Origin of the sequence: Streptomyces sp. NPDC093109 (assembly GCF_040701725.1) — a bacterium.
Lineage (GTDB): Bacteria > Actinomycetota > Actinomycetes > Streptomycetales > Streptomycetaceae > Streptomyces.
In genome coordinates this window covers 20,822-42,286 of the sequence record NZ_JBFBEZ010000051.1, presented here as the reverse complement: position 1 = coordinate 42,286, position 21,465 = coordinate 20,822, and the positions used below count along the sequence as shown (strand labels likewise).

Below are 21,465 nucleotides of genomic sequence, written 5' to 3'. Positions count from 1 at the left end.
CCCATGACGGCCACCGCCACCACGCCCGCGTCCACCCCTGCCTCCGCCTCCGCCTCCGCGCCAGCCCTCACCGCTCGCGCCCTGCTGCTGGACATGGACGGCACGCTCGTCAACTCGGACGCCGCGGTGGAGCGCTCCTGGGGCGTCTGGGCGGACGAGAACGGCTTCACCCTCGACGAGGTCATGAAGGTCTCGCACGGCCGCCAGGCGCACGCGACCATGGCCGTACTCCTCCCGGACCGTCCGGCCGAACACAACATCGCCGACAACCGCGCCATGCTCGCCAGGGAGACGGCCGACACGGAAGGCGTGGTGCCGGTCCCCGGCGCCCCCGCGTTCCTGGCCGCCCTCGCCGGCCTGCCGCACGCCCTGGTCACCTCCGCCGACGCGGCGCTCGCCGGTGCCCGGATGGCGGCGGCGGCCCTGCCGATGCCGGAGATCCGCGTCACCGCCGAGAGCGTCACGGCGAGCAAGCCCGACCCGGAGGGCTTCCTCCTCGGCGCGGCCACGCTGGGCATCACCCCGGCGGACTGTGTGGTCTTCGAGGACTCGGAGGCCGGCATCCTGGCGGCACGCGCGGCGGGCATGCGCGTGGTCGGCGTTGGCCCGCGCGCCGCGGACATGCGCCCGGACGTACACATCGAGGACCTCACGCGGCTGCGGGTGGCGGCTCTGCCGTCCGGCGGCATCGCCCTGCACCTGCACCTGGCCGCGCCCGACTCCGTACCGACGGCCTGACGGCGTACCGCGCCACGGACCCCGCCTCACCCGTCCCGGTTCAGCCGCCCCGCCTCACCCGTCCCGGTTCACTCGTCCCGGTTCAGCCGCCCCCTGGTCACCAGCTCCAGCACCACGCTCACCGCCACCGCCTGCACCGCCATCAGCGCCACCAGCACGAAGAGCTGCACCGCGCCCGCCAGCACCGGCGACGCCCCGCCCAGCAGCATGCCCACGAACGCCCCCGGCAGCGTCACGATCCCCACCGTCCGCGTCTGGTCGAGCCCCGGCAGCAGCGCGTCCCCCGCGGCCGGCCGCGCGACCTCCATCCGGGCGTCGCGGTCGAGCAGCCCCAGCGCGAGCCCCGCCTCGACCTCGCCCTTGCGCGCGTGCAGTTCGTCGAGGGCGCGGCGCCCGCTCAGTACGGTCGCGGTGAGCGCGCCGCCGATGAGGATGCCGGTGGTGGGGATCACCGCGATGCCCTTGGCCGGTACGACCCCGGTCAGCAGCAGAAGGGCCATCACCGGCGCCACCCCCGCCCCGATCGGCAGGGCCGCCCACCACCAGGTCCGGTTCGGGGTGATCCGCCGCCCGGCGGTCCGTACGGCGACCACGTACATCAGCGCGACGAAACCGGCCAGCGGCGGTACGGAGCCGATGACCCAGCCGATCGCCAGCGAGACCACGCCGAGTTGCAGCGCGGCGCGCACCCCGGCGACGGCCATCTCCCGGCCCCGCCCGAGATGCGCGAACGCGGCGACGGTCACGGCCACGGCCAGGAGCAGGCCGAGCACAACCCCGAACGTGAAATCGACCCGCAGCAGCACGGGCCCACTGTAGGCGGTGCGATGTCCGGGACATCCAGGACATCAGGGACGCGCAGGCTCCTCCGGTAGACCCTCCACCCCGCGCCCTCCAGGCGCCCCACCCCGCGCCCTCCCGGCACCCCACCCCCGCACCCTCCCGGCGCACCGGCCCGCGCCCCCGCTCGCGATGGAGCGCCACCGCGCCAACCTTGCCCGGTTAAGCGCCAATTGCCCGCCCGTCAGGAAAGCCGGGCACCCGCAACCCCTTGATGTGACGTGAACATGTCGCCACGCTGTTACCTGGCGCCCACCCCCCGGAAACCCACCGCCCCCACGATGGCGGCCGGGCCACGGCGCCGCACGGCCCGTAAGGCGCACAGCCCGTAAGGCCGCGCACACCGCACCACCACACATCCCCGCACCACACCGCCATGTCAGGTTCCCCCCACTTCACGGGAGTTCGCATGTCACGTGTCTACGCGCGTCAAATGCCGCGCCTCGTCATCCTCCTGCTCACGGCGGCCCTCGCGCTCGTCGCCACCCTGGTCACCGCACCCGCCGCCGTGGCGGCCATGCCGACCCCGGTGACCGCCGCCACCGCCCGTACCTACCTCGGCACGCTCACCGTGGCGGCGGAAGGTTCCACCAGCGGTTACAGCCGCGACCTGTTCCCGCACTGGATCACCCAGTCGGGCACCTGCAACACCCGTGAGGTCGTACTCAAGCGTGACGGTACGAACGTCGTGCAGGACTCCGCCTGCGCCGCCGTCAGCGGCAGCTGGTACTCCGAGTACGACGGCGCCACCACGACCACCTCGTCCAGCTTCGACATCGACCACATGGTGCCGCTCGCCGAGGCGTGGCGCTCCGGCGCCAGCAGCTGGACCACCGCCCAGCGCCAGGCGTTCGCCAACGACCTGACCCGCCCCCAGCTCATCGCCGTGTCGGCCAGCTCCAACCGGTCCAAGGGCGACAGCGACCCGGCCGCGTGGCTGCCGACGCGCACCGCCTACCAGTGCACGTACGTCCGCGCCTGGGTGCAGGTGAAGTACTACTACAAGCTCACCGTCGACTCGGCCGAGAAGACCAAGCTCACCAGCGTCCTCAGCGGCTGCTGACAGACCGTCCCGGTTCCCCCCACAGCCCTCCGGGGGTGTCCCCGCGCCGTGCACGTACGGTGCGGAACATCCCCGGAGGGCACCGAGCGTACCGAGCACGACGAAACCGGGCACGGTACAGCAGAGCTCCCCGGCACTCGGGCCACTCCCTCCCCGAGTGATCATTCCCACACCACGTGATCCTTCTCCCAAGGGTTCGAACTCCCGGTGCACCAACGGCATGATGAGCGGACCATCCGCATCCCGTAACCCCCATGCCCCGGGAGTCACCGTTTTGTCCGACGTACGGCAGCCTCAGCCCCATTCGATCGCCGTCGTCGGCGCCGGCCCCCGCGGCACCTCGGTCCTGGAGAGACTCTGCGCTTCCGTCCCCGAGCTGGCACCCGACATACCCCTGACGGTGCATCTGATAGATCCGGCGCCTCCGGGGGCGGGCCGCGTCTGGCGCACCGACCAGTCCGCCGAGCTGCTGATGAACACGGTCGCCTCGCAGGTCACCGTCTTCACCGACGAGAGCGTCACGTGCGAGGGGCCGATACGTCCGGGGCCGAGCCTGTACGAGTGGGCCAGGACCCGCCCGGGAGAACGCCTGGGCCCCGACGACTATCCGAGCCGGGCCGCGTACGGCCGATATCTGGAGTGGGCCTTCCACCGGACGGTGGCGGATGCCCCGGAGAACGTGACAGTGGTGGTGCACCGGGCGCTGGCGGTACGGCTGGACGACGACGCGAACGCCAACGTAGACACCAACACCAACACCAACACCAACGAACAGGCCGGCCGTACGGATCCCGCCCCCACCCACACCGTCACCCCCACCCAGACCCTGACCCTCGACAACGGCACGACCCTCACCGGTCTCCGTGCCGTCGTCCTCGCCCAGGGCCATCTCCCGGTGGTCTCCGGCCAGACCGAGGCGACGCTCGCCGGGTACGCGGCTCGCCACCGGCTGCGCTATCTGCCGCCGGCCAACCCCGCCGATGTCGATCTCTCCGGGGTCGCCGCGGGCGAACCGGTGCTGCTGCGCGGGCTCGGGCTGAACTTCTTCGACCACATGGCGCTCCTGACGGCGGGCCGCGGCGGCCTGTTCACCCGGGACGCCGAGGGCGTGCTCGTCTACCACCCGTCGGGCCGGGAGCCGCAGCTGTACGCGGGGTCGCGGCGCGGGGTGCCGTACCAGGCGCGGGGGGACAACGAGAAGGGGCCGTCGGGGCGGCACGAGCCGCTGGTGCTGACGCCCGAGGTGATCGCGGGGTTCCGCGAGCGCGCGGACGGCGGCGATCCGCCGGACTTCCTGCGCGAGATATGGCCGTTGGTGGCGAAGGAGGTGGAGGCGGTCTTCTACGGCACGACGCTACGCGTGCGGAAGTCCACCCCCGACAGCCGCCCCCCGGAGCGGTATCTGGCCGATTTCCTCGCCGGCTTCCTCGCGACGCCCCACGGCAGCGCCGACGAGTGCGCCCTGCTCGACGACGCGGGCTTCGGCCCGGCGGACCGCTGGTCGTGGGAGCTGATCTCGCGGCCGTACGGTACGGAGACCTTCCTCGACCCGGCCGACCACCGCGCCTGGCTGCTGGCCCATCTGCGGGCGGACGCGGCCGAGGCCGTGCTGGGCAATGTGGCGGGTCCGGTCAAGGCGGCCCTCGACGTCCTGCGTGACCTCCGTAACGAGCTGCGGCAGATCGTGGACCACTCCGGGCTCTCCGGTATCTCCCGGCGCGACCATCTGGACCGCTGGTACACGCCGTTGAACGCGTTCCTGTCGATCGGTCCGCCGCGCCGGCGCGTCGAGGAGATGGCGGCGCTGGTCGAGGCCGGGGTGCTGGACGTCATCGGGCCGCGGACGGCCGTACGCGCGCAGGACGGCGCGTTCACCGCCGAGTCCCCCGACGTGCCGGGGTCGCTGGTCCTGGCGACGACGCTGGTGGAGGCGCGGCTGCCGGAACCGGATCTCCGGCGCAACTCCGATCCCTTGCTGTCGCGACTGCTGAAGACGGGCCAGTGCCGGCCGCACACGGTGGGCGGATACGAGACCGGCGGGCTGGACGTCACCCGGCGGCCGTACTTTCTGGTGGACCGTCAGGGACGGCCGCATCCACGGCGGTTCGCCATCGGCGTGCCGACGGAGGGGGTGCACTGGGTGACGGCGGCGGGCGCGCGGCCGGGGGTCGACTCGGTCATGCTGTCGGACACGGACGCGGTGGCGCGTGCCGGTTTGCGAACGCGGGTGGGGGACGATCCGGAACGTACGGCGCGAATCGACCTCCCGCGTGACGCTCCACACGAAGTTGAACTTGCAAGCATTGATTAGGACTGCCTAACGTGGGGGGCGGAGCTTCTTGCCGGTCCGACCTTTGATCGAAGGAGTACACCCCCCACATGAGCACCCCCATGAACTCCACCTCCACGTCCCCTTCCACCTCTCCCCCCACCCCCACCCCCTCCCTCAACACGCGTCTCCAGCAGGCGCAGCCGTACGCGCTCGGTCTGTTCCGCATCGTCACCGGTCTCCTCTTCACCTGCCACGGCGCCGGGTCGCTCTTCGGCGCCTTCGGCAGGGAGACGGCCGCCGGGGGCAGTTGGCCTGGCTGGTACGCGGCGGTCATCGAAATGGTCGGCGGCGCGCTGGTGCTGCTCGGCCTCGGCACCCGGGTGGCCGCGCTCGTGGCCTCCGGAGCCATGGCGTACGCGTACTTCAGCGTCCACCAGGAGGGCGGCCTCTTCCCCATCCAGAACGGCGGCGAGCTGTCCGCCATGTTCAGCTGGGCGTTCCTGCTGATCGTCTTCACCGGCCCGGGCGCGTTCGCACTGGACCAGTTGTTCGGTTCGCGCGGCGGTCCTGGACAGTCGGTGCGGGACGGCGGGAACGACCGTACGTCGATCCCCGCGTAACCGCCTGACCTGCTCGTACGTTCGCCCGGCCCGCCTCTGTGGCGGGCCGGGCGCAGCCGTGCCAGGACCCGCCCGCACCCCTCGAACCGCACACGCGTACGCTGTATGGTTGCAGCCGCCACTGCCGCTCCCTGCGATGCCGAGGCGCTGCCAACGGGCGACGGGCGGGGTGTGTTACAGGTGGTCGAGAGTCTGGGGATGCTGACGGGCAGCCCGTGGATCTACGCCGTCGTCGCCCTCTCCGTACTGCTGGACGTCTTCCTCCCCCTGCTGCCCAGCGGCGTTCTGGTGATCACCGCGGCCACGGCCGCGGCGGCCGGTTCGACGACGGTCGCGGTCGCGGGCGCGGCCGGGAAGGTCGCGCAGGCGCAGGTGCGGGAGGTGCCGTCGCTGCTGCTGGTGATGCTGTGCGCGTTCACGGCGTCCGTACTCGGCGATCTGGTCGCCTTCCGGCTGGCGCGGCGCCGCGACGGCCGGGTTGCCCGTACGATCGCCCGCTCCCGTCGGCTGACGACCGCTCAGGAACGCCTGGGCGGCGCGCTCAGCGCGGGTGGCGGCGTCCTGGTCGTCATCGCCCGCTTCGCGCCGGCCGGCCGCTCGGTGGTCTCCCTGAGCGCGGGCGTGGCGCACCGCCGCCTCAAGGAGTTCCTGCCCTGGTCGGCGCTGGCCGCCGTGGCCTGGACGGGCTACAGCGCGGGCCTCGGCTATCTCGGCGGCCAGTGGCTCGGCGCGAGCTGGCTCGGTACGGCGGTCTCCGTGCTGGCGCTCTTCGCGGCGGGCTCTCTGGCGGCGTACTTCATCCGCAGGCCGGGCGCCGACCCGGGAGCCGCGTCCCCGGCGTAACCCCTGTCCTGTCCGTTGTTCCGCCCGTCCTGTCAGTGGGTGCCGATAGCTTCTCGGTATCAGGGGGCGGGAGTTGTCCGTTCCCCGGATCGCCGTCGCGGCCAACCGCCGGGATGACGACTGCTGAACTACCGAGGGACACTCATGGAACCGGTCTTCGCGGATTTCTCCACCACTCCGGCCCGGCTGTCGAACGCCGTCGTGGAGTACCACCGGTGCGGGGTCGCGCCCTCGCATCTCGCGCTGGGCTCCGGCGGATACATCAAGCTGGACTTCACGGCGGACGGAACGGACATACGTGACGAGGCCGCCGGGGTCGCCATGGCTGCCGGGTCCGCAGGGGCGGTCCTGACCGTAACGACCCTCGGGGCGAGCGTTCCCATGGATGTCCTGCTCAACGGCAAGGCCGTGGCGGAGGGACTCACCTTCCCCGAGGCCGGCGGGGACAACGCCCCGCTGGACAGGGTCCTGTCCCTCCCGGAAGAGCTGCTGGCGCCGGGCGACAACATCCTGGAGATACGCGGCCCGGCCGGCGAGGAGGGGCTGCTCCGGCTGTCCGCCGTCACCCTGGACCCCGCCGAGGACAGTGGCCGCGCCCGGCGCGCCATGGCGGCCAGGTCGAGCATCCGGTCGGTCTTCGCGTTCGGCACCGAACGGCGCCCGGTCGGCTCCGCGGTGTGGGGCCCCGCTCCACGGCTGCTCTTCCACATCGACCGGGGCGACCGGGCGGTCCCCGCGCAGCTCTCCTGGCGCGGGACGGACGGCGCGGATACGGCGATAGCACTGCGGGCGGACATGTCGGGCTTCCACGGTCACTACCGGGCCGCCGACGGCGAGACCGGCGAGCTCCGTGGCACGCTCACGGACCGCTCGGCCTACCCCGACGGCACCGGAGACGTCGCGCCGCACCGGTTCTCCACCGAGGAGGGGCAGGACGGCGACTGGCGCCCCTCGGGTGAGCTGCGGATCCTGCTCGACGACGGCCGGGCGACACCCGTGGAGCGGGTGTCGTGGACCGACCGGCGCGGAAACGCGGCCTCGGTCACCCTGACCGCCCACGTCGCGATGGCGGCCGGCCCCGCCGGTTCCGCCGTGCCCGCCGCACCCGCGCCCGGCGAGCTGCGCGACATCACCGACACCATCGTCGACGTCGAGGCGAGTGACGAGTTCACGGCCGGCGGTGAGGTCGCGCGCAATCTGCTCGGCAAGTCCCGGAACAAGTGGCTGGTGCACGAGGACAACGCCGAGCTGGACTTCACCCTCCAGCACCCGGCCGCCGTCGCGTCGTACCTGCTGACCACCGCCAACGACTCCCCGGGCCGCGATCCGAGGGACTGGCAGCTCCAGGGCTCGCACGACGGCCGTACGTGGACGACGGTCGACACCCGTACCGGCGAACGCTTCGCGCACCGCTTCGAGACGAGGGACTTCCCCTTCGCCAACACCACCGCCTACACCCGCTACCGGCTGCGCATCACCGACAACGCCGGGAGCGGCGAACTCCAGCTCAGCCGGGTACAGCTCCTGGCCGGCCCCACCAGGACTCCGGCGTCCGACGCGTCCCCCACGGCCGACTTCATCGGCTACTACGGCCCGGCCGGGAAGACGCCCACCGGGTACCGGGGCACGACGGTCCCGGGCCCGGAGTCCGACACCGAGGGGGAAATCCCGCGGGAGAAACTGCTGCCCGGAGACCTGACGGACACCGCCCAGGGCCTGGACAGCGCCGCGCGCCTGCTGGGGAAACTGGCGGAGTACCTCCGCACCCCCTGACCCTCGGAGTACCTCAGCACCCCCTGACCCTCAGGCCACCCCCTGCCCCCGCCGCCCCCGGACCTCGATCCCGTCGAGGAGCCGGGCGGTGGCGGCCGTGATCTCCTCGACGGCCCGCTCGAACACCTCCTGATTGTGCGCGGCGGGCGCCCGGAAGCCGGACACCTTACGTACGTACTGAAGCGCGGCGGCCCGCATGTCGTCCTCGGTGGCCTCACCGGGGAGCACGGGCGGACGGAGGGTCTTGATACTGCGGCACATACCTCCAGTGTCGCCGACGGTGCCCTCACACAGGGAAGACCCCGGAACCATGTGGCTCCGAGGTCTTCTTGAAATCCAGAACTCACGCCGGCGTATCGGCCGGAAACTCGTACTCCAGCGTCCACAGGTGCGTGGGCATGACGTGGAGGCAGACCTCAACCGCCCGATCCTCAGCCGTCCAGCCCACATGAGTGATCGCGTACACGCGGTGGTCCTCGCTGAGGCCCAGGAACGTGGCCTCCTCCGGAGTCGGCGGCCGGACATCGATCTCCTCGGTGATCCGCACCTGCGCATGACCGATCTCGGCCAACCGGGAGATGATCCCGCCGGTACCGCTGTTCTCGGACTCGATCGCGGTGCCTGCGGCGAGATCCAACGGGATGTAGGAATCGGCAAGCTGAACCGGAGTCTCGTCCGCGAACATGCGCCGGGACCGCTTGACCGTACTGACGTCGTCTGCGGACAGACCGAGAATGCCCGCCACGTTCGACGGCGGCGCCGAGCGGCTGACCTCCACGACCGTCTTCGGTGTCATCCCAAGGCCCCGGATCTCCGTCTCGAACGGACCTCGCGCCCCTGAGCGCTCCCGGGCTTCACGCGCGTAGCGAGCGACTGCGTTCCGCCTGATACGAGGGATTGCATTCACAATGGTTCCTTTCGCACGGATCGGCTGGACAAGTCCCTCCGCCGCGAGGATTCGCAGGGCTCGATTGATGGTGCTGCGGTCTACGCCGAGCTTCTCCGCCAAATTGTCCTCGCGCGGCAAAGCCTCACCGCGCGGGTAGTCGCCACCCTCAATGGCGGCGCGAATCAAATCGGCCGCCTGTCGGTACTGGCTACGGGATGGATTTACAGGCATGGGGTCACCGTAACCGACAGGTGGCACGTAGCACCTGAAGGGGCTAGGTAGCACGTAGCACCTTGACCGCTCCCGGCACGGAGTGCTCTACTCGCCTAAACGCTACGTGCTACGTAGCACGTATCACGGTTGACCCTAGGGGCTTCCATGCCACCACCCAAGACCAGCACTCCTGCGACTGGAGGAGGTCCGACGATGAGTCCGGTCCCCTACATCACCAAGTGGAGCGCCGAAGAAGCACCTGCCCTACGCGTCGTCGCGAAGGGCCGCGGCATCGGCTATGCGGACGAGCGGCCCTACGACCGCGACAGCAACGGCGTGCTGTGGACCCGGGTCCCGGCCCTCCCCGGCAAGGGCCGGCCCGAGTTCGGCCGGGTCCATGCGCTGCGGCAGCAGCGGGCCATACGGGAGCTGCTCTGCCAGGTCTGCGGCCGTCCCGCCGACCGCGACAGCGACGGCGTGCTCTGGTTGCTGGGCGAGGACCCCGGCGACCCCGGCTTCTGGACCACCGATCTCAACACAACGCACCCGCCGCTGTGCATGCCATGCGCGGTTAAGTCCGTCCGCTCCTGCCCGCACCTGCGTGAGCGGTACGTCCCCCTCCGGGCCCGCGCTTTCGAACTCGCCGGAGTGCGAGGCGCGTTCTACCGCCCGGGATATCCGGCGCCCGTCGCCACCGAGGTGACCGAAGTCGCCTTCGGCGACCCCCGGATCCACTGGCTCCGGGCCGGACAACTCATCATGCGGCTCCGTGAGTTCAGGATCACCAGCCTGGAGTCCTACACCGCATAGGCGGTGGGCTGAACCAAGTCGCCAGACACCGAACAGAGGAAAGAGGAAACATGCCTCTCACCACAACACCACACCGCCGCAGCGCCACTGGGACAACGAGCCCGCTCCGGAGCCGCCCGGCAGTCCGGAGCCTGCTGGAGCCGCAGACGCTCACCCCCGCCGACCTCTCCATGGTTCTGCTCGTGACTGCGGGGCCCGCCGACAGGCCCATGCCCACAGTGACAGTCGAGCGGATTCCCGCCACGATGCGGGAGGCCGCCACCCTTGGTATCCGGTCCGTGAAGTTGTTCGCCGAATCGGCAGATCGGGACGCCACAGGGGAGATCTCACTCGCCGCCGATTCCCTGATGGCCCGCGCTGTCCACGCGGTCAAGGACGCCGCACCGTCCATCGCCGTTATGACGGAGACGTGTCTGTGCTCGTACACCAGTGATGGGGTCTGCTACCTCACCGGGGCACACGGGCGGCCGGATGTGGCGGCGACGGTGGAAGTGACTGCCCGGCAGGCAGTCGCGCACGCGGAAGCCGGCGCGGACATCGTTGGCCCCGCCTCCATGGTGCTCGGCACCACCGGGGGCGTGCGGCTCGCACTCGACGAGACCGGACACGAAGGAGTGTCCGTCATGCCGCATGTGATCTTCTGGTCCAGTCTGTACGACGGGTTCCGGCTCACCATGGGTGCGACCCCGAAGGCAGGCACGGACCGGGAGTTCCAGATCAACCCGGGCCGCGCCGACCAGTTCATCGACACCGCGTTACGCATGGAAGCCGATGGCGCCGACATGCTGCTACTCGAACCCGCCATGTTCACCGCCGACGTACTCGGGACGCTCCGGAGCATGACCCGCGCTCCGCTCTTCCCGTTCTCGGTCTCCGGGGAGTACAACACCTTGACTCACATCGACCCGAGTACGGGTAAGCGTGACATTCGTCGACTGGTAGAACTCTTGACCATGCTCAAGCGCGCGGGAGCGAGCGCGAGCGTGACCTATGCCGCGCTTGACATCGCCCGTCAGCTCAACTGATCCCGGTCGGCGGACCGAACCGCGTCCAGGATCGAACGCGCGCCCTGCCCGATGAGTTCGGTGGCCAGGGCCGCGCCCAGCTTCTCCGGCTCCGCGGAGGATCCGGCAAGCGTGCCGGACACGCGTTCCGTCCCGTTCAGGGACGTCACCTGGGCGGTCAGTGAGAGCTGTCCGTCCGGCCGGCTTTCCGCATACGCGCCTACGGGCACACTGCACCCGCCGTGCAATTCGGCGAGCAGCGCCCGTTCCGCACGTACATGAGCGTCGACGGCGAGATCTCCGGTGGTGGAGAGGATTTCCCGGGCTACCGCATTGTCTTCACGGACCTGAATTCCCAGCGCCCCCTGTCCGGGGCTCGGCGGAAAGAGATCGAGCGGGAGAATTTCCCCGACAGATCCCTCCAGGCCGAGGCGGCGCAGTCCCGCGACCGCGAGGACGACCGCGTCGAGACCCATTGTCTCGATCTTCTTGAGGCGTGGCGGAACATTCCCCCGTATGGGCACCAATTCAAGGTCGGGGCGTACGGCGAGAAGTTGAGCGATGCGACGGGGCGCACCGGTTCCGACCCGCGCACCCTGCCGCAGCCCAGCGAGGGTCGATCCGCAGAGCGCGTCCCGTACGTCCTCACGTCCGGGTGGTGGCAGCAACACAAGGCCGGGCGGGTTGGCGGTCGGAAGGTCCTTCAGGGAGTGGACGACGGCGTCCACATCGCCCCGTGCCAACGCCGCTTCCTGCTCGGAGCTGAACGCCGAGCCACCGTTGACCGCCGATACGCCGGGGAGAGGCGACCTCCGGTCCCTGTCCCCTGCTTCGAGAATCACTCGGTGGGCAAAACTCACTTCCGGAAAGCGCTCACGAAGCGGGGCAAGGAATGCGCGCACCTGCGCTTTGGCCAGGTTACTGGCACGCGAGCCGATAACAATGGTGGTCACGGGACGATCGGCCCACTTCCGGAAGGGCTGACAGAGTCACCACCAGATTACGTTTTACGGTGACGCGCCTATGCAGACATCAGGTCGGCAACGGCGATTACGCGCCCGGCGGCGGCGCCGTGCTGTCGCGTACGACCAGGCGTGTGCCGAACTCGATGCGGGTGTCCGCCTGGTCGGCGCCCGAGGGCTGGGCTGCCGGGCCTCCCGTACGGTCCGCGCGGTCGGTTCGGCGTAGGCGCAGGAGCATGCGGGCGGCTTCCTCGGCCATTTCGACCAGGGGCTGGTGGACGGTGGTGAGGGCGGGGCTGGACCACTGGGCCGGGGGAATGTCGTCGTAGCCGACGACCGAGAGGTCCTCCGGGATGCGCAGGCCAAGGACGCGGGCCGCCTCCAGGACGCCCAGGGCCTGGAGGTCGCTGCCCGCGAAGATCGCGGTGGGGCGGGTGCCGGCCGGGGCGCGGAGGAGGTCCAGCGCGTGGGCGTGGCCCGACCGTACGTGGAAGTCGCCGAAGCGGGTCAGGGCCGGGTCCGGGGTAAGGCCTGCCATGCCCATCGCCGAGCGGAAGCCGTCCAGGCGGGCCAGGGAGCAGAGCATGTCCTCGGGGCCGGTGATGACGGCTATGCGGCGGTGGCCGAGTTCGATGAGGTGGCGGGTGGCGGCGAGACCGCCCGCCCAGTTCGCCGAGCCGACGGACGGTACGTCGGGTTCCGGGTCGCCCGCCGGGTCGATGATCACGAACGGGATGGCCCGGGACCAGAGCTTCTTCTTGAGGTCGTCGGGGAGCGTGGAGAAGACGAGGACGACCCCCAGCGGGCGGCGCCGCAGCACGCCCTCGACCCAGTCGGCGCCGGGTGAGTGGCGAGTGCCGGTCTCGGTGAGGACGACGCTCACGCCGGTCTCCTTGGCGACGTTCTGGACGCCCCTGATCAGCGCCATCGACCAGGTGCTGTCCAGCTCGTGGAAGACGATCTCGATGAGCGGCGCCTCGGGCGCGGTGGGCGTGGAGCGCCGGTAGCCGTGGTTTTCGAGCAGTTCCTCGACCTTGACCCGGGTCGGTGCGGAGACATCGGGGCGCCCGTTGAGGACTTTCGAAACTGTCGAAAGAGATACCCCGGCTTGCGAAGCCACCTGAGCCAGGGTGACCCGGCCTGCACTCGTCTCATCACGCATGGACTGAAGGATAACGGTTTGGCTGCGCGGCGACCGCACTGTTGACCGCCCCGAAGGAGAGTCCTACGGTCACTCGCCAGATACTTTCGGCAATGCAGCCGATACTTTCGAGGGGTGAACGATGGCAACGCTGACACATCGCGCACGGCTTACTCGAACCACATCGCGGACCACGGCACTGGTGCTCGCCCTCGGGCTGGGCCTCGCCGCCTGCGGTGGCGGCAGCGGATCGTCCGGTGGCGCAAAGGAGTTCCACGTACTCGTCTACGGCGACGCCGCCAACAAGGTCGAGAAGCGGATCGTGGCGACGTTCAACAAGACCTCCGACGTCAAGGCCGTCCTGGACACCGTTCCCGGCGCCGACTACCAGCAGAAGCTCCAGACCGTCATCAACACCCCCCAGGCCCCCGACGTCTTCTTCAACTGGGGCGGCGGCTCCATCCAGCCCTTCGTCAAGGCCGATCTGCTGCTGCCGCTCGACGGCATGATCGCCGAGGAGCCGAAGCTGGCGTCCAGCTTCCTGCCGTCCGTCTTCGACACCGCCAAGGTCGACGGCAAGGCGTACGGCGTCCCCATGCGCGGCACCCAGCCGGTGCTGCTGTTCAACAACGCCAAGGTACTCGCCGACGCGGGGACCCAGCCGCCCCGCACCTGGGACGAACTCCTGGATTCCGTAAAGAAGTTGAAGGCCAAGGGCGTCACCCCCATCGCGCTCGGCGGCGGCGACCAGTGGCCCACCCTGATGTGGTTCGAGTATCTGTACGACCGGGTCGCGGGACCCGAGCTGTTCAAGAAGGCGCTGGCCGGCGACAAGGAGGCGTGGGCGAGCGAGGACAGCCGCAAGGCGCTCGCCATGCTGCGCGAGCTGGTGGACGCGGGCGCGTTCGGCACCAGCTACGACTCGGTGAAGTTCACCGACGGCGGCTCCCCCGCGCTCCTCGCCGCCGGAAAGGCCGGCTTCGAGCTGATGGGCTCCTGGGCGTTCTCCACCCAGCAGGACACCAGCCCCGACTTCGCCAAGAAGGATCTGGGGTACACCGCCTTCCCCACCGTCGAGGGCGGCAAGGGCGACCCCGCCGACCTCGTCGGCAACACCAACAACTTCTACTCCGTGCTGAAGAAGACCAAGCACGCCGACGCCATCGCCGACTTCCTCAAGCTCATGTACTCCGACGAGTTCGTGAAGGAGCAGCTGGCCATCGGCAACCTCCCCACGACCACGAACACCGCCGGGTTCCTGGACGCGGCCGACAACTCCGCTTACCTCAAGTACCAGTTCGACCTGGTCGACAAGGCGCCCGCCTTCCAGCTGTCGTGGGACCAGGCGTACCTCCAGACGAACGCCACGCCGATGCACCAGGCCGTCCAGCAGTTCGTCAACGGCCGCCTCGACGCCGACGGCTTCATCAAGGCCATGCAGGCCCTGAGCACGGAGTGACTGAACGGTGACCTCGGATACCGATACGGCCGCGCCCGCCGGCCCGGCCGGACCCCGCGAGCGGCGCCGCCGGCCGCCCGCGCGCGGCTCCCGTACGCCGGCCGCGTCCCGTACGCCCAGCAGCACCGTCGCCCGGCCCGGTCTCGGCTGGGCCCTGCCCGCCACCGTCTTCTTCGGCCTCTTCGCCCTCGTCCCGCTCGTGCTGGTCGCCGTCCTGTCCTTCACCACCTGGGACGGGCTCGGCGACCCGCGGTTCGCCGGGACGGACAACTGGGTCAAGCTGCTGGACGACCCGGTGATGATCAGGAGTCTCTGGCTGAGTGTGCTGCTCACCGCGCTCGGTGTGGTGACCCAGACCCCGCTGGCCATCCTGCTCGGCGTCTGGGCCGCCGGGCCGCAGCGCAACCGGGCCCTGCTCTCGGCGGTCTTCTTCGTGCCGCTGCTGCTGTCCGCCACCGCCATCTCCGTACTCTGGCGGGCGCTGCTCGACCCCAACTTCGGGGTGCCCGCGCAGGCGCGGTGGCTCTTCGGCGACGGCAATCTGCTGGGCTCGCGCGACGGCGCCGTCGCCGTGCTCGTCCTGGTCGCCGCCTGGCAGTTCACGCCGCTGCACGCGCTGATCTACCAGGGCGCGGCCCGCGCGGTCCCCGAGGTCCTCTACCAGGCGGCGGCGATCGACGGCGCCGGGACCGTACGGCAGTTCTTCCACATCACCCTGCCGCAGCTGCGCAACTCCATCATCACGTCCGTGATCCTGATGGTGGTCGGCGGGCTCACCACCTTCGACACCGTGCTGATCCTGACCCAGGGCGGCCCCGGTACCGACACCACCATCACCGCCTTCTACATGTACCAAAAGGCCTTCAAGGGCTTCGAGTTCGGCGTCGGCTCGGCCATCGCGCTGCTGCTGGTCGTCGTCGCGACGCTCATCTCGCTGGTCGTCGTACGGATGTCGGGCTACGACCGGATGTCCGGCACGAAGGAGGGGATGTGACCCGCACCACCACCCGCCGTCCGGCGACCCCACGCCGTTCCGTCACGCGCGGCCGTCCCAACTACCTTGCCGGAATGGGGGTGTTCCTCTGGCTGTGCCTCGTCGCGCTGCCGCTGTACGTGATGATCGCGGCGACCCTCCAGTCCCGCCCCGACTACACCGCCGGCGGCCCGCTCTCGCTGCCGCGCAACCTCACCCTCTCCAACTACACCCAGGACTTCTCCAGCGGCTTCGGCCGCTACTTCCTCAACACCGTCGTGGTCACCACGAGCGTCGTCGCGCTCGTGTGCCTGCTCGTGCCGCCGCTGGCCTTCGCCATCGTCCGCAACCGCGGTCTCGCCACCTCCCGGGTCTTCCGGGTCTTCCTGCTGGGGCTCGCCATCCCCGCGCAGGCGGTGATCGTGCCGATGTTCTACGTGATCAGCAAGGCCGGGCTGTACGACAACCTCATCGGTGTCATCCTGCCCACGGCCGCGTTCTGTCTGCCCGTCTGCGTGCTCATCCTCACCGGCACCATGCGCGACATCACGAACGAGCTGTTCGAGGCCATGGCCATCGACGGCGCGACCACCCGGCGGGTCTTCTTCCAGCTCGTCGTCCCGCTCTCCAAGGGCGGTATCGCGACCATCGTCGTGTTCTCCGCGCTCCAGGCGTGGAACGGCTTCCTCTTCCCGCTCGTGCTGACCCAGTCCGAGGAGACGAAGGTGCTCACCCTCGGTCTGTACGACTTCCAGACCCAGCACGGGGTGGACATCCCCGGTCTGCTGGCGGCCGTGGTCCTCTCCACACTGCCCGTCCTGTTCGTCTATCTGTTTGCCCGCAGAGCCCTGGTCCAGGGGCTGATGGGCGTCGGAGGAAAGTGACCCACAACGTGAGCGACACCCTCAGGAGCGACACACTCGGCAACGAGACCCTCGACGGCAGTACGGAACCCACGGGCCCCACCGTACGACGCACCGCCCGCGCCGAGCGCGTCGAAGCGCTCGTCGCCGCCATGACCCTCGACGAGAAACTCGCCCAGCTCTACGGTCTGTGGGCCGGCGCGTCCGCCGACGGCGCCGAAGTCGCCCCGTACCAGCACAACATGGAGAAACCGCCGACGCTGGACGAGCTACTCCCTTACGGGCTCGGGCAGTTGACTCGGCCGTTCGGCACGGTCCCGGTCGATCCGGCCCTGGGCGCGCTCTCCCTGATGCGTACCCAGGAACGTATCGTCGCGGCCAATCGCTTCGGCATCCCGGCGATGGCCCACGACGAGTGCCTCGCCGGCTTCGCCGCGTGGGGCGCGACCACGTACCCCGTCCCGCTCTCCTGGGGCGCGTCCTTCGATCCCGCGCTGGTACGGGAGATGGCGGGCGCGATCGGCCGCGACATGCGCTCGGTGGGGCTGCACCAGGGGCTCGCGCCCGTACTCGACGTGGTGCGCGACGCGCGCTGGGGGCGGGTCGAGGAGACCATCGGCGAGGATCCGTACCTGGTGGGGACGGTCGCCACGGCCTATGTGCGGGGTCTGGAGTCCGCCGGGATCGTCGCGACGCTGAAGCACTTCGCCGGGTACGCGGCCTCGCGCGCCGGGCGCAACCTCGCGCCGGTGAGCATGGGCCCACGCGAGCTGGCCGACGTGGTGCTGCCGCCGTTCGAGATGGCGGTACGGGAGAGCGGCGTACGGTCCGTGATGCACGCGTACAACGACATCGACGGGGTGCCCTGCGCGGCCAACCCGGAGCTGCTGACCCAACTGCTGCGCGAGACCTGGGGATTCGAGGGTACGGTCGTCGCCGACTACTTCGGTGTCGACTTCCTCAGGACGCTGCACGGGGTGGCGGCCGACTGGGGCGAGGCGGCCACGATGGCGCTCGGCGCGGGCGTCGATGTGGAGCTGCCGACCGTCAAGACCTTCCGGGAGCCCCTGCGGGCGGCGATCGCCGCCGGGCGGCTGGCGGAGGAGACGGTCGACCGCGCGCTGCGCCGGGTCCTGACGCAGAAGGCGGATCTCGGCCTGCTGGACCCGGACTGGACGCCACGCCCCAGCGCGCTCACGGGCCGGGGCCCCGACGGCCTCGACGGCCTCGACGGTCCCGGCGGCCCCGGCGGAGGTCCGGAGGCGCTGCGCGGCAGTGTGACCCTGGACTCCCCCGCGCACCGGGACATCTCCCGCCGGCTCGCGGAGCGGTCGGTGATCCTGCTCCGCAACGACGGCACACTGCCGCTGGGCGGCGGGCCCGCCAGGATCGCGGTCATCGGCCCGCAGGCGCAGTCGCCGACGGCCGTCCTCGGCTGCTACTCGTTCCCCGTCCATGTCGGCTCCCAGCACCCCGGCACCCCGGCGGGCATCGAACTGCCCACGCTGCGCGAGTCGTTGGCGGCCGAGTTCCCGGGCGCGGAGATCGTCGGGGCGGCGGGTACGGGCATCACGCGCGACGACGCTCCGTTCGGTACGGAGGGGATCGCCGAAGCCGTACGGGTGGCGCGGCGGGCGGATGTCGTCATCGCGGCCCTGGGCGACCGCGCGGGGCTCTTCGGGCGCGGTACGAGCGGCGAGGGCTGCGACGCCGAGAGCCTCGAACTACCGGGCGAACAAGGCGCGTTGCTGGACGCGCTGCTGGACGTCTGCCGGGAGACAGGGGCGCCGCTGGTGGTCACCCTGCTGGCCGGCCGGCCGTACGCGCTGGGACGGGCGGCCACCGGGGCGGCGGCCGTCGTACAGTCCTTCTTCCCCGGCCAGGAGGGCACTCCGGCGATCGCCGGGGTGCTCAGCGGCCGGATCGAACCGTCGGGCAGGCTCCCGGTGAGCGTTCCGCGCCTGGCGGGCGCCCAGCCGTCCACGTATCTGGCGGCCCCGCTGGCCCGGCTCACCGAGGTCTCGAACATCGACCCGACCCCGGAATTCGCCTTCGGGCACGGGCTGTCGTACACCTCCTTCGACTGGTCGGAGCTGACGGTGGCGGCGGGGGCCGGTACCGCCCGTACGGACGGCGCGCTGGAGGTGTCCTTCGCCGTCCGCAACACGGGCGGCCGGGCCGGCACCGAGGTCGTCCAGCTGTATCTGCACGATCCCGTGGCCTCGGCCGTCCAGCCGGTGCAGCGGCTGATCGGCTACGCGCGGGTGCCGCTTGAGCCGGACGAGCGGGCCAGGATCGCGGTGCGCGTACCGGCCGACCTCGCCTCGTTCACCGGACGTGACGGGCGCAGGCGCGTCGAACCGGGGGCGCTGGAGCTGCGGTTGGCGGCCTCCAGCGCGGATGTGCGGCTCACCGCCGCCGTCACGCTCACCGGTCCCGTACGGCACGTGGACCACACCAGGGAGCTGCACGCGGAGTTCACCGTCACGCGGGAGACCACGGGGGAAACCACGGGGGAGGCCACGCGGGAGGCCACGCGGCTGCCCTGACGACCACTGCCGCGTGCGCCCCCTGAATGCCACCAAGTGCACCCGTGCGCCCCGCTGTTGGTCGTTTTCGGACTGTCCGAAAAGTCGTTGTCCCGTCACAGTACGAGGAGGATCCACCAGAGAGATCACGGGGACGTCATGACCGTACCGTCACAGCCGAACCATCCGCCCCAGCCACCACGTCAGCCGCCGAACCGGCCACCGCTACAGCCGCCGCGTCCTTCACCGGGCGCGGCGGCCGGCGCGAACGTGTCGCCCGGCGGCGAGAATCTCGACCAACAGAACTCCGCCACCCGCTATCTCTGCACCGGCGTGCGCCTTTACGAGGAGTTCGCCCGTACGGTCGTCGCCGAGACCCGCTTCGAGCGGATCAAGGCCCGCGCCCCCTCGTACGGGGTCGACCTGGACGAGGTGGCCCGGCACGCCGAGGCGGCGCTGCGCGATCTGCGGCTGCGGGACCGGTGGGTGAGCGCGGCATTCGTGTTCTCGCTGCTCCTCTCGCCCTGGGTGACGGTCCTCTACGCCCTGATCTCCGGCGTACTGGGCTCCGGCAGCCGGCGCCGGCTCCGCGCGCGGAAGGGGCAGCCGACGGTCGAGTCGGCCGGTCCGGTCCATCTGACGAAGCCGCAGGGCTCCCGGATCGCCGCGATCGCCCGGCCGCTGGCCACCCAGGCCGCGATCCTGCTCATCGCCTGCTGGTTCGGCCCGCTCATCCTCTGGTCACCGCCGATCGCCGCCACATACGTCATGACCATGGGGCTGCTGATCGGCTGCCCCTGGTACTTCACCTGGCGGCAGCGCACCGCCGCGTGGGCCGTCGTACGGCAGGAGCTGCGCCCCGGCCTCCAGCGGCCCAGGAGGAACGCGGCAGGCGCGGCGGGTGCGGCAGGGGCGACGGGCGACGACGCGAACCTGATCGCCTACAGCGGCTACACGCCGTTCGTGGGGGCGGGCGTGCGCTTCAGCTCCTGGTCGTTCGCGAACCGGCTGGTCCCGGAGGGCTGGAAGCCGGGCACCGGCGAACGGCCGCCGCCGGTGACGTTCTCCACGTCCGATCTGGTGGACCGGCTCGGCGCCGACCTCGCGGAGCTGTCCGCGCGGACCCCGGGCTCGGCGGACGGCATCGCCGGGCTGGAGGTCGGCGAGAAGGTCTTCGTGCACGGCTCCGCGCTGCTCAGCACCCCGCTGATCCCCCCTGCGGAGATCTGGCCCGGGGGCGCGGCGGCGGCGCCGGGCCTCAAGCGCCCCACCGACCGGCTGCCGCACCAGCGGATCACAGCGGCGCGCGGGCTGATCGACGGCCCGCTGCGGCACTGCCTGTGCGTGCAGATCCGCAGCTGGGACACCGATCTGGTGCTCACCGTGTTCGTCCAGGTCGCGGTCAACGGGGGCACGCTCTACCTCCAGTCCGACACCAGGGTGCTGGCGCCGGTCAGGGAGGAGTTCCGGGTCGCCGACTCGCTGCACGCCACCGAGACCGCCGAGGAGAGCGCGCGGCGCGCGGCCGAATCCGTGCTCGCCGCGGGCCCGGTGCTGCTCGCCTCCGTCCCCAACGTCCTGTCCGAACTGGGCGAGGCCGGGCGGCTGCGGCGCTGGGAGGAAGAGGAGAGGTGGGCCATCGAGCGGGACAAGCGGTACGACTTCGGCGCGCATCTCAGCCTGCGCGAGGCGGCGGCGTCGCCGGACTACCGCAACTTCTTCCAGTTCGTCGACGCGACGAGAACGGGCAAGCAGGTCGAGCTCCAAGTGCTGGGCTCCGTCCTGAACTTCCTCGCGGAGCACGGCCTGGACGTCAGCGACCTCGACGCGCGCAGGACGACGATCCTCAACAACGGCGTGATGATGTACGGCGGTTCCGTGAACGGCAGCGTCGCCGCGGGCACGGGTGCGACGGCCACGACGATGGGGACCGGCGGGCCGGCGCCGGCGCCGGGCGCCGCCAAGTGACGGACGAGCGGCACCACTTCACAGCACACGACGGACGGGAGGACCCGCCATGGGCGACGGCCCGCAGGTGAACGAAGGCATTGTGATCGGCGGCAACGCGAAGGTCAGCGGGGGCTCCATGGCGGCGGGCCCGAACGCACGGGCGGTCTCGTACCAGCTGCCCGGCGGGGCCGTGGACGCCGAGGCGCTGCGTGCCGCGCTGGACAGCGTCGCGGAGCTGAGGCGCGCTCTCGCGGCGGAGAGCGCCACCGCGCCGGATGCCCTGGCGGAGGCCAGGACGGAGGTGGCGGCGGCCGAGGAGGACCTCACCGCCGCGGCTCCGGACCCGGACCGCGTCCTTGGCCGTCTGGAGCGGCTCCGCGCGCTGCTGGGCAGCGGTACGGCGCTGCTGGCGCTGGTGGCGTCGGCGCAGGAGAGCGTACGGGCGATCGTAAGCGGCTGAGCACCTGAACACCGGAACACCTGAACACCTGAACTCCCCGAACTCCCCTTTCGCGCCGAACGGT

19 protein-coding genes are annotated in these 21,465 nt (G+C 70.9%); 14 read left to right on the top strand and 5 right to left on the bottom strand.

Annotated elements, in window-relative coordinates:
- Positions 1-3 precede the first annotated feature (3 nt).
- On the top strand, positions 4-738 hold the full coding sequence (locus tag AB0389_RS32875; protein ID WP_366399196.1) for an HAD-IA family hydrolase: 735 nt from the start codon (positions 4-6) through the stop codon (positions 736-738).
- Positions 739-806: 68 nt separating this feature from the next.
- On the opposite strand, the gene AB0389_RS32870 is transcribed toward AB0389_RS32875, so the two are convergent.
- Positions 807-1,544 (bottom strand): ABC transporter permease, encoded by a 738-nt coding sequence (locus AB0389_RS32870; RefSeq protein ID WP_366399195.1) that lies wholly within the window; start codon positions 1,542-1,544, stop codon positions 807-809.
- Between the two features lie 443 nt (positions 1,545-1,987).
- Between AB0389_RS32870 and AB0389_RS32865 the strand changes: the two genes are divergently transcribed.
- The 5 genes from AB0389_RS32865 to AB0389_RS32845 all read left to right on the top strand — a co-directional run bounded on the left by AB0389_RS32865 (position 1,988) and on the right by AB0389_RS32845 (position 8,149).
- Complete coding sequence (locus AB0389_RS32865; protein ID WP_366399194.1) at positions 1,988-2,641, top strand: HNH endonuclease family protein; 654 nt, start codon at positions 1,988-1,990, stop codon at positions 2,639-2,641.
- A gap of 274 nt (positions 2,642-2,915) precedes the next feature.
- Entirely contained in the window at positions 2,916-4,952 is a 2,037-nt protein-coding gene (locus AB0389_RS32860) for an FAD/NAD(P)-binding protein (RefSeq protein ID WP_366399193.1), read from the top strand.
- Positions 4,953-5,032: 80 nt separating this feature from the next.
- Positions 5,033-5,533 carry a DoxX family protein gene (locus tag AB0389_RS32855; RefSeq protein WP_366399205.1) on the top strand — a complete coding sequence of 167 codons (501 nt, stop codon included), beginning with the start codon at positions 5,033-5,035 and terminating at the stop codon, positions 5,531-5,533.
- 180 nt (positions 5,534-5,713) lie between these two features.
- A complete protein-coding gene (locus tag AB0389_RS32850) occupies positions 5,714-6,376 on the top strand; it encodes a VTT domain-containing protein (RefSeq protein ID WP_366399192.1) in 663 nt (220 codons plus the stop codon).
- Between the two features lie 144 nt (positions 6,377-6,520).
- Positions 6,521-8,149 (top strand): alpha-1,2-mannosidase, encoded by a 1,629-nt coding sequence (locus AB0389_RS32845; RefSeq protein WP_366399191.1) that lies wholly within the window; start codon positions 6,521-6,523, stop codon positions 8,147-8,149.
- 30 nt (positions 8,150-8,179) lie between these two features.
- Here AB0389_RS32845 and AB0389_RS32840 read toward each other — a convergent pair whose 3' ends face one another.
- Together AB0389_RS32840 and AB0389_RS32835 are read right to left on the bottom strand one after the other, a co-directional pair.
- Positions 8,180-8,410, bottom strand: a complete 231-nt coding sequence (locus AB0389_RS32840) for a DUF2277 domain-containing protein (RefSeq protein WP_366399190.1) — start codon at positions 8,408-8,410, stop codon at positions 8,180-8,182.
- An 82-nt stretch (positions 8,411-8,492) separates the two neighbouring features.
- Positions 8,493-9,269 carry a GntR family transcriptional regulator gene (locus tag AB0389_RS32835; RefSeq protein ID WP_366399189.1) on the bottom strand — a complete coding sequence of 259 codons (777 nt, stop codon included), beginning with the start codon at positions 9,267-9,269 and terminating at the stop codon, positions 8,493-8,495.
- Positions 9,270-9,464: 195 nt separating this feature from the next.
- Between AB0389_RS32835 and AB0389_RS32830 the strand changes: the two genes are divergently transcribed.
- Positions 9,465-10,061 (top strand): hypothetical protein, encoded by a 597-nt coding sequence (locus tag AB0389_RS32830; protein ID WP_366399188.1) that lies wholly within the window; start codon positions 9,465-9,467, stop codon positions 10,059-10,061.
- Between the two features lie 50 nt (positions 10,062-10,111).
- On the top strand, positions 10,112-11,086 hold the full coding sequence (locus tag AB0389_RS32825; RefSeq protein ID WP_366399187.1) for a hypothetical protein: 975 nt from the start codon (positions 10,112-10,114) through the stop codon (positions 11,084-11,086).
- On the opposite strand, the gene hemC is transcribed toward AB0389_RS32825, so the two are convergent.
- On the bottom strand, positions 11,074-12,018 hold the full coding sequence (gene hemC, locus AB0389_RS32820; protein ID WP_366399186.1) for a hydroxymethylbilane synthase: 945 nt from the start codon (positions 12,016-12,018) through the stop codon (positions 11,074-11,076). The two genes, AB0389_RS32825 and hemC, sit on opposite strands and share 13 nt — an antisense overlap.
- 97 nt (positions 12,019-12,115) lie before the next feature.
- Entirely contained in the window at positions 12,116-13,189 is a 1,074-nt protein-coding gene (locus AB0389_RS32815) for a LacI family DNA-binding transcriptional regulator (protein WP_366399185.1), read from the bottom strand.
- A 121-nt stretch (positions 13,190-13,310) separates the two neighbouring features.
- Between AB0389_RS32815 and AB0389_RS32810 the strand changes: the two genes are divergently transcribed.
- The 6 genes from AB0389_RS32810 to AB0389_RS32785 all read left to right on the top strand — a co-directional run bounded on the left by AB0389_RS32810 (position 13,311) and on the right by AB0389_RS32785 (position 21,401).
- Entirely contained in the window at positions 13,311-14,627 is a 1,317-nt protein-coding gene (locus tag AB0389_RS32810; RefSeq protein WP_366399184.1) for an extracellular solute-binding protein, read from the top strand.
- Positions 14,628-14,634: 7 nt separating this feature from the next.
- Entirely contained in the window at positions 14,635-15,621 is a 987-nt protein-coding gene (locus AB0389_RS32805; protein ID WP_366399183.1) for a sugar ABC transporter permease, read from the top strand.
- A 74-nt stretch (positions 15,622-15,695) separates the two neighbouring features.
- Positions 15,696-16,484, top strand: coding sequence for a carbohydrate ABC transporter permease (locus AB0389_RS32800; RefSeq protein ID WP_366399204.1), 789 nt, complete (start codon positions 15,696-15,698; stop codon positions 16,482-16,484).
- A gap of 131 nt (positions 16,485-16,615) precedes the next feature.
- Positions 16,616-19,012 carry a glycoside hydrolase family 3 N-terminal domain-containing protein gene (locus AB0389_RS32795; RefSeq protein ID WP_366399203.1) on the top strand — a complete coding sequence of 799 codons (2,397 nt, stop codon included), beginning with the start codon at positions 16,616-16,618 and terminating at the stop codon, positions 19,010-19,012.
- Positions 19,013-19,150: 138 nt separating this feature from the next.
- Positions 19,151-20,959, top strand: coding sequence for a hypothetical protein (locus AB0389_RS32790; protein WP_366399182.1), 1,809 nt, complete (start codon positions 19,151-19,153; stop codon positions 20,957-20,959).
- Between the two features lie 49 nt (positions 20,960-21,008).
- A complete protein-coding gene (locus tag AB0389_RS32785) occupies positions 21,009-21,401 on the top strand; it encodes a hypothetical protein (RefSeq protein ID WP_366399181.1) in 393 nt (130 codons plus the stop codon).
- The last annotated feature ends 64 nt before the right edge of the window (positions 21,402-21,465 follow it).

Coding starts and splice junctions, on each gene's coding strand:
- AB0389_RS32875 (WP_366399196.1), top strand. CDS start 4: ATGACGGCCACCGCCACCACGCCCGCGTCCACCCCTGCCTCCGCCTCC.
- AB0389_RS32865 (WP_366399194.1), top strand. CDS start 1,988: ATGTCACGTGTCTACGCGCGTCAAATGCCGCGCCTCGTCATCCTCCTG.
- AB0389_RS32855 (WP_366399205.1), top strand. CDS start 5,033: ATGAACTCCACCTCCACGTCCCCTTCCACCTCTCCCCCCACCCCCACC.
- AB0389_RS32845 (WP_366399191.1), top strand. CDS start 6,521: ATGGAACCGGTCTTCGCGGATTTCTCCACCACTCCGGCCCGGCTGTCG.
- AB0389_RS32840 (WP_366399190.1), bottom strand. CDS start 8,410: ATGTGCCGCAGTATCAAGACCCTCCGTCCGCCCGTGCTCCCCGGTGAG.
- AB0389_RS32835 (WP_366399189.1), bottom strand. CDS start 9,269: ATGCCTGTAAATCCATCCCGTAGCCAGTACCGACAGGCGGCCGATTTG.
- AB0389_RS32830 (WP_366399188.1), top strand. CDS start 9,465: ATGAGTCCGGTCCCCTACATCACCAAGTGGAGCGCCGAAGAAGCACCT.
- AB0389_RS32825 (WP_366399187.1), top strand. CDS start 10,112: ATGCCTCTCACCACAACACCACACCGCCGCAGCGCCACTGGGACAACG.
- AB0389_RS32815 (WP_366399185.1), bottom strand. CDS start 13,189: ATGCGTGATGAGACGAGTGCAGGCCGGGTCACCCTGGCTCAGGTGGCT.
- AB0389_RS32810 (WP_366399184.1), top strand. CDS start 13,311: ATGGCAACGCTGACACATCGCGCACGGCTTACTCGAACCACATCGCGG.
- AB0389_RS32800 (WP_366399204.1), top strand. CDS start 15,696: ATGGGGGTGTTCCTCTGGCTGTGCCTCGTCGCGCTGCCGCTGTACGTG.
- AB0389_RS32795 (WP_366399203.1), top strand. CDS start 16,616: ATGACCCTCGACGAGAAACTCGCCCAGCTCTACGGTCTGTGGGCCGGC.
- AB0389_RS32790 (WP_366399182.1), top strand. CDS start 19,151: ATGACCGTACCGTCACAGCCGAACCATCCGCCCCAGCCACCACGTCAG.
- AB0389_RS32785 (WP_366399181.1), top strand. CDS start 21,009: ATGGGCGACGGCCCGCAGGTGAACGAAGGCATTGTGATCGGCGGCAAC.